The sequence below is a fragment of the Xenorhabdus sp. SGI240 genome (assembly GCF_040081915.1).
GTDB classification, from domain to species: domain Bacteria; phylum Pseudomonadota; class Gammaproteobacteria; order Enterobacterales; family Enterobacteriaceae; genus Xenorhabdus; species Xenorhabdus bakwenae.
The window spans coordinates 1-1,954 of record NZ_JBEBMB010000105.1; the positions used below are offsets into that span (position 1 = coordinate 1).

At 55.6% G+C, this 1,954-nt stretch carries 3 protein-coding genes and 1 pseudogene; all 4 read right to left on the bottom strand.

Going from position 1 to position 1,954, the window contains the following annotated elements; translation table 11 throughout:
• Positions 1-1,010 (bottom strand): TraC family protein (locus ABLA76_RS16300; protein ID WP_348988723.1); only part of this gene is annotated, 1,010 nt, incomplete at its 3' end.
• The gene (locus ABLA76_RS16305; protein ID WP_348988724.1) at positions 1,010-1,411 is read right to left on the bottom strand and encodes a TIGR03751 family conjugal transfer lipoprotein; all 402 of its coding nucleotides are present in this window, start codon (positions 1,409-1,411) and stop codon (positions 1,010-1,012) included. The genes ABLA76_RS16300 and ABLA76_RS16305, both read right to left, overlap by 1 nt.
• The gene (locus ABLA76_RS16310; RefSeq protein ID WP_348988725.1) at positions 1,399-1,755 is read right to left on the bottom strand and encodes a hypothetical protein; all 357 of its coding nucleotides are present in this window, start codon (positions 1,753-1,755) and stop codon (positions 1,399-1,401) included. The genes ABLA76_RS16305 and ABLA76_RS16310 overlap by 13 nt, the downstream gene beginning before the upstream one ends.
• Positions 1,755-1,954: pseudogene (locus ABLA76_RS16315) on the bottom strand (TIGR03752 family integrating conjugative element protein); the annotation flags it as partial. The pseudogene ABLA76_RS16315 and the gene ABLA76_RS16310, both read right to left, overlap by 1 nt.

Genomic DNA, 1,954 nt, shown 5'->3' on the forward strand with positions numbered 1-1,954 from the left:
TCTTCCAGTGTATCCTGTACCTGCGCCACGATGGTCAAAGAAACCACGGTGCCTGCCGGCATCATATCCATCAGCGCATTGATATTATCCCCCCGTTTCACTTCGCCCGTCAGCGTGCCCGGTTCTGGCGGGCGGCGCAGGCGTTCAACCGGAACCGCTTTATGCGGCAGGCCATCAAACCACCAGACACCGTTTTCGGGATCAGATACCGGTGGGGTAAACCACAGGCTTTCGGCAAAGTCATTATGGATCGGAAGTTCGAGCTGCATGGGCGTTTCATAACTCACCGTATGGTAAAAATCGACTTTTGCCATGCTCCAGTCCGGGGCTGGGTTAAAATGACGTAACAACCAACTGTGGATCTGCTCGCCATTCTGCCGGACAGCCACAATACCCGCCGCCGCCAGTGACGACACCAGTCGCTCGCAGACCTGATTGAGTGCCACCACCGGGGATACGGTTTGATGGTGTGTCTGCGATTTGTGAGCCGGCAACCAGCGATACACTACCATACGCGTCTGGCGCTGCTGCCCCCGCCACGGTTGCCCGGTAATTAAGCTGTCATAAAATATCCCCTCAGGCTGAGCAATGCTGTTCAGATGGCGCTCAGATTCAGCCAAGAAAGCGGCTGTAAAGAACGTATCTTTTGCCCAGGGTTTTACATAGTCCCGTAACGTATTGAGGTAACCGGATGGAGCATCCTCATCCTGACAAAAAAACTGCACCACCCACGGTGAGATATCGTCTTCCTCCAGACTGTCCTGGATCGCATCCTCCAGTTGATCCCGGATTTCAATCAGCCGTTCCACTGGACGCCCTTCGGTGGCCACCGGTTCGATATGGTAGACCGCACCCACGGAAACACCATCATCCAGTAACAGGCACTGCCCGTCTTCCAGATACTCCACCCAGGGCAGGTAGTCAATGATGGAGGGACTGGCCCGGTAAATCGCAGCTTCATCGGCTTCACGCAGTTGGCCGGGGCGATGTAGTGGGTTGGGATTTTTCATTACCGGGCCTCCGTACGTTCACCCGGCAGGGCATACTGCACCTGCTGATAAAACGGGAACACGGTACTGTAGCCGGGTATCGGTGTATTGCCTGCCGCCAGATGCGGAAAGACATACATCACCATATCGGGATTGGGGAGACGGGGAAACTGCTGGCTGATTTCCTGCGCAGCCGAACGGCTGTAATGGTAAGGCTCTTCCAGTGCCCGGCGGCGTTCGGTCCCAGTCAACGTTCTGCGCAATGCGGCTCTTGCCTGCACGGTAGTGTGACCGGCTTTATTGCCCTGCCACATCGCCAGCACCGTCTGCCCGCCGGCAGGCAGCAACGTGTCTTTCGAGGTTGAACAACCGGCCATCAGCCCTGACAGACACAGCACGACAACAGCGTTTATTTTTCGCATCGCTGAACCTCCGTAATGCCAATCGCGGTCAAGGTGGCAAACTCAGGATGGACGGCCAGCTCCGATACCGTAAACGGCAGGCGCTCCCACTGTTCAGGCTCAGTCTCGTTGTTGCCTGCCACCATGGATTGCCACTGTTTGTCTGACAGGCGCAAGACAGTAAAATCACCGTCACCCAGCGGTTGACACGCATTGCCGATGGCAAGACAGAGCCGGGACGCTTTTTGATGGACAGGCCGCCAGTAGAGCTGAACCGGTACAGGCTCAGCGTGTGGGGGTCTGTTAATTTGCAGGCAATAGGGCTGGCTGGCACTGAACAGCCATCGAAAGACAGGTGTTTCCATTAATCTAAGGCTTCCTGAGTATTATCATGTTGAGCGGGTTCACTAAAGTCGTAGCGCACCTTACGGCCTTTCGTTTCGTAATCCATCGCCAGAGATTGTGTGATATGCACCACAACACCGGCACCGGGCGGGACGTAAACCGCATCAAACGTCTGGCTGTAACGCTGTTTGAGCCATTCGGTGATGTCATTCATGCCAC